Source organism: Vibrio sp. 10N.222.55.C7, assembly GCF_041473335.1.
Taxonomy (GTDB): domain Bacteria; phylum Pseudomonadota; class Gammaproteobacteria; order Enterobacterales; family Vibrionaceae; genus Vibrio; species Vibrio crassostreae_C.
The window spans coordinates 36,866-42,111 of record NZ_JBFRSC010000050.1 but is presented as its reverse complement, the minus strand read 5'-3'; the positions used below and the strand labels follow the sequence as shown (position 1 = coordinate 42,111).

Genomic DNA, 5,246 nt, shown 5'->3' with positions numbered 1-5,246 from the left:
TTTTCCGGATTGGTATAAGTCACTCGCCTTTTTTGTTGTCTGTTTTCTCTATTGATTACTTTCAGACGGCACAAAAAAATGGCCGCATCATACGATGCGGCCATTTTCAAAATTTAATGTCACTTGAAGACTTAATGCTCTCTAAAACTCAGAGCACTTTAAGACTTAAAGCATTTTACGAGCGGCTTCTACAACCACTTTGATTGAACGTGCTTCTGTTACTTTTAGAGTGTCGTGATCAGGCGTCTCTTTTTGAGTACGGTTGATGATTACACCAGCAACACAACCTGCTTTCAGACCAGAACTTGCACACATAGTTAGCAGTGTTGCAGATTCCATCTCGAAGTTTAGAACGCCCATGTCTTGCCATTCTTGCATAGAGCCTTGGAAGCGCTTAACAACGCGACCAGAGAACGTGTCGTAACGCTCTTGACCTGGGTAGAACGTATCGCTTGATGCCGTTACGCCCATGTGAACTGTTGCACCTGATTCATCAACTGCCGCTTTCATTGCTGTTGCAACTTCAAAGTCAGCCACTGCTGGGAACTCCATAGGAGCAAAGTGTAGGCTAGCGCCGTCTAGACGAACAGAACCTGTAGAAACAATCATGTCACCCACGTTTACGTGAGGTTGGATAGCACCAGTCGTACCAACACGTAGGAAAGTGCGAACACCAAGTTGAGCAAGCTCTTCAACTGCGATAGAAGTCGATGGACCACCAATACCTGTTGAACATACAACAACTGGTTTGCCGTCTAGCTCTGCGCGGTAAAGCGTGTATTCACGGTGACTAGCAAGGAATACTGGGTTCTCCATCTCTTCTGCAATTTTTTGCACACGAGCAGGATCACCAGGGATGATCGCAAGAGTAGCACCGTTAAGATCTGCTTCAGTAACACCTAAGTGGAAAACAGCTTGAGACATAGTTCGCTCCTTTTGGCTTATTGGGCTTTTTACCCTTATTTAAGCTCATAGTAAATTCGTGGGGTACGAACACACTCTAACCAAGCTCATTACAAAATGAAGTGACACATGTCACATGAATGATCGCAACAATAATTCAAGTTTCACAAAAAACCGATTGGCATCACAAAAATAAGCAATCCGCACGCCTATGTTGCATACTAATGAGACAAAAAGCGCCTTTAACGTATTACCGCTAAAGGCGCTTTTATATTAAGAATGCTCTATGTCGGTGAGCTCGATTTAGTCCGCTTTAGATTTAAATCGAAGCAGACGCAATGCGTTCAATGTCACCAATGCAGTTGCACCACTATCCGCTAAAACTGCCACCCACAAACCGGTAATACCTAACAAGCTTGTCACCAAGAATACGATCTTCAAACCAAGCGCAAGGGCTACGTTTTGACGGATGTTGTTCATGGTCGCTTGCGACAGTTCAATCATCGCTGGCAGCTCAGTTAAACGGTTATGAGTCAGTGCTGAATCCGCCGTTTCCAAAGCGACATCCGTACCACCACCCATTGCGATGCCGACATTCGCCGTTTTCATTGCTGGTGCATCATTAATGCCATCACCGACCATCGCCACGTGCGACTGTTGAGATAACTCCTCAACGTAAGATACCTTGTCGCTTGGCAATAGGCTTGCCTTGTACTGCATACCAATCTTGCTACTGATCGCTGCTGCACTGCGCGGATTATCGCCGGTCAACATGATAGATTGAATACCTAATTCATTAAGTCGTTCAATCGCAAGCTTAGCGTCACTGCGTAACGTATCTTGCCAAGCAATCAGACCAATCACCGTCGTAGCTTGCTCTGTTGATTCTTCTTGATCTTTAACCTCAAGAGCAACCACAACCGTCTTGCCCTCACCTTCTAATGCTTCTACCTGAGAAACCACATCGGCACCAAGTTCGAACGTGACTTTAGACGGTGACAGAACCTGATACTTAACACCATCAACATCCCCTTCAACACCACTACCAATCAACGCTTTCTTGTTGTGTGATTCAGGAATCTCAATATTCAGGTCTTTTACTTTAGCGACAAGTGACTGCGCCAACGGGTGAGTAGAGCCAACTTCAATCGCCCCAACCACACGCAGCATCGCGTCTTGTTGCCACCCCGATAGAGGTTGAATATCCGTAACCTGAGGCTTACCTTCGGTCAGTGTGCCTGTCTTATCGAAGGCGATGGTTTGGATTTTGCCAAGCTGCTCTAGCGCTGCGCCGCCTTTAATGAGCGCGCCACGTTTCGCAGCTGCTGCTAAGCCAGAGGTAATCGCTGCAGGAGTCGAGATCACCAAGGCACACGGACAAGCAATCAATAACAGCGCTAGGCCACGGTATACCCATGTTTCCCATGGCTGCGCAAACAACAATGGTGGCGTGATGATGACCAACAGAGCCACTACCATCATTAACGGTGTGTACCAACGGCTGAACTTATCGAGGAATCGCTCTAGTGGTGCTTTACGTGATTCTGCTTCTTCAATCAGATGAAGAATACGATCGATCGCGTTCTCACCCTGTTTTGAAGTGATGGTGATACGAACCACTTTATCGACCACCACAGCGCCAGCCATGATGCTGTTACCTTCGATATGTTCAACAGGAACAGATTCACCGGTTAACGCACTTTCATCAAAGCTTGCCGCGTCTGTAATCAATTGTCCGTCAGCAGGTAAACGAGAGCCCGCAGCCACTTCAATCACATCACCTGGAACCAGTTCACTGACGGCAACTTCTACACGTTCGCCGTTGATGATCTTAGTCGCGTTTTCTGGTACCAATGCCATTAGCGCTTGAACGCCACTTCTTGCTCGAGATGAAGCAAACGCTTCTAAGCGCTCACCAATCAAGAACAACAATAGAACCATCGCAGCTTCCACAGTTTCGCCAAGGTACAAAGCACCCAGCGCGGCAACACTCATTAAGGTTTCAATAGCAAATGGTGTTCCTGAGCGTGCCAACTGAACCGCTTTTTTCGCCACCGGATATAAACCAAGCAGACAAGTTACCGTAAACAAGCCTTCACTTAATTGAGGTGAGGTGCTTTTCACAAGCACTGCAAACAGCATTGCCGCTGCAATCGCGATAATCTGTAAATTAGGTTGGATATGAGCTTGCCAAAAAGTCTCAGGTTGTTGTTTTTCTTTCTTTGAACCGACTTCCGTAAGAGGGAAACCCGTTTTGATAGAGACCTGTTCAATGGTGTCAGCAAGGCTTTGATTATCGAATTTCACAACCAGCTTTTCGGTAGCAAAGAGAACCTTCGCTTGAATAACACCGTCAATATTGCTGATCGCGTTTTCTATTTTTCTTGCACAAGCTGGGCAGTCCATTCCGGCAACCAGCCAACTTTTCGAAAATTTGGCATCGAGAGATAAAGTTGAGGACTGACTGTCTTCTTCTCCACTGTCCGACGAGCTACAACAATCATCTCCAGACGATGACGGAGCAGCAGAAGAGCTACAACAACCAGATGAAGTGCCTGCTGCTGTGATGCTTGAAATTTTAGGGCTAGAGCAACTTGCTCCTGCCGCTTGAGGTTGAACGTCCACTTTTGCTGAGCGGCACGCTGCATGTTTTGCGCACATAATGTATCTCCTTAATACTCAAAAGCCTTGAGGTTGTTGCTAACTTACGAGCAACAGAACCTTAAGTTCATCAAAAGTATAAACCTTGGAGGCTACTCCAAGGTCAAGAAGAAGTTTTCAAGAAAACAAAAATATTATGCCAGCGCCGATGGCTTACTGAGATTTAAGCTCCGCACACTCTTCACGGTTAGCGGATACATCATCAATAAGAACCGCATCGTGTGAACAGAATGGCTGAGTGTTCAAGCTGACAATCGACACATCATCTTCCACTGGATCAACTTGAGATCCTTGCATCAGTTCAGCGATATGATGTCGAAGCACCAAGATACCTAAAATTCCGAACAAAACATTACCCAAAGCTTGACCATAGAGAACACCCAAAGCGCCATACCATTGCGAACCTAGATATACGAACGGCAGAGTACCTAACGTCGCTTTACCCAAATTCAATGCTGTCGAGTAAAGCGGTTTACCTAGGTTGTTGAAAGACGTGTTGGCAACAAATAGTGCACCGTTAAAGGTGAAGGTTAACGCCACATAGGTACAGAAAGCCGCCACAATGATTGCTGCATCACCTTGTAAGCTAAAGCCTTGAATGACATAACCTTGAACGAAGTACAACAGAATACAAACAGCGATGGTGTATGCCGTAGTAACCAGCAATGAGTTATTGAGTGTTTCTTTTACTCGGTCCATGCGTTCAGCACCAAAGTTCTGACCAATGATTGGCCCCACAGCGCCAGACAAGGCAAAGATAACCGCAAAACAAACTGGCGTCAGACGACCTATCACGGCAAAGCCCGCGACAAAGTCCTCACCATATTGTGCGATACCCGTTGTCACAATCGCATTACCGATAGGCGTTGCAGTATTAGTGATAATCGCAGGCAGCGCAATCGCCAATATTGGTCGAATATTAATGCGCCATTGCACAAAAGAAGGCGGAGCTACCAGCTGATGGCTGCGAATAAGAGGATAAAGCGAAAAGAATAGCACCGAGAAACGAGCGACAACCGAAGCGATAGCCGCCCCTTCGATGTTCCAACCAAAACCAAAAATAAACAGAGGATCGAGAATCGCGTTAACAATGCCGCCAGACAAAGTTGCCCACATCGAACGCTTAGCATCACCTGCCGCTCTTAAGCCCGCACCCGCTGCCATCGCTAACGCCAAAAATGGACCACTAGGTAGCAAAATCTGTAGGTAAGCTTGAGCGCGTTCGGCTGCAATGCCTTTGGCGCCTATCGCGGCTAGCAGCTCTGGAATATAAGCGAACATGATTGCAGTTATGGTTGAACTGATAACAAACGCAGTCAGCATGATACTGGTGCTTAGGTTTCGAGCGTGCTCTTGATTCTTGGAGCCGATGGCTTTGGACACTAATGCGCCCATGGCAATGGAAGTACCGATAGAAACGGAGGTAGAAAAGAAAGTCAGCGTACCTGCAAAGCCTACCGCAGCAGCCAATTCAACCTGTCCGAGCATACTGATAAACAGCATGTCGAGCAGATCGACCACAAATAACGCCATCAAACCGACAGAGCCAGCCCCCGACATCACCAATATGTGGCGCATCGTTGAACCTTCAACAAACTTTGCCGTTTGATTTGACATGAAACCTCCAAAAGTTGGAATACCCAAGAGCTAAAGCCTAATCAGCTGTTCAACTGTTCAACTGT

At 46.6% G+C, this 5,246-nt stretch carries 3 protein-coding genes; all 3 read right to left on the bottom strand.

The window, feature by feature from the left end:
• Window positions 1-165: 165 nt before the first annotated feature.
• Window positions 166-924 carry a uridine phosphorylase gene (gene udp, locus AB4482_RS17410; protein ID WP_017065292.1) on the bottom strand — a complete coding sequence of 253 codons (759 nt, stop codon included), beginning with the start codon at window positions 922-924 and terminating at the stop codon, window positions 166-168.
• A gap of 282 nt (window positions 925-1,206) precedes the next feature.
• Window positions 1,207-3,564 carry a zinc/cadmium/mercury/lead-transporting ATPase gene (locus tag AB4482_RS17405; protein ID WP_372181320.1) on the bottom strand — a complete coding sequence of 786 codons (2,358 nt, stop codon included), beginning with the start codon at window positions 3,562-3,564 and terminating at the stop codon, window positions 1,207-1,209.
• A 153-nt stretch (window positions 3,565-3,717) separates the two neighbouring features.
• Window positions 3,718-5,181 carry an MATE family efflux transporter gene (locus tag AB4482_RS17400; protein WP_017065289.1) on the bottom strand — a complete coding sequence of 488 codons (1,464 nt, stop codon included), beginning with the start codon at window positions 5,179-5,181 and terminating at the stop codon, window positions 3,718-3,720.
• Window positions 5,182-5,246: the final 65 nt, after the last annotated feature.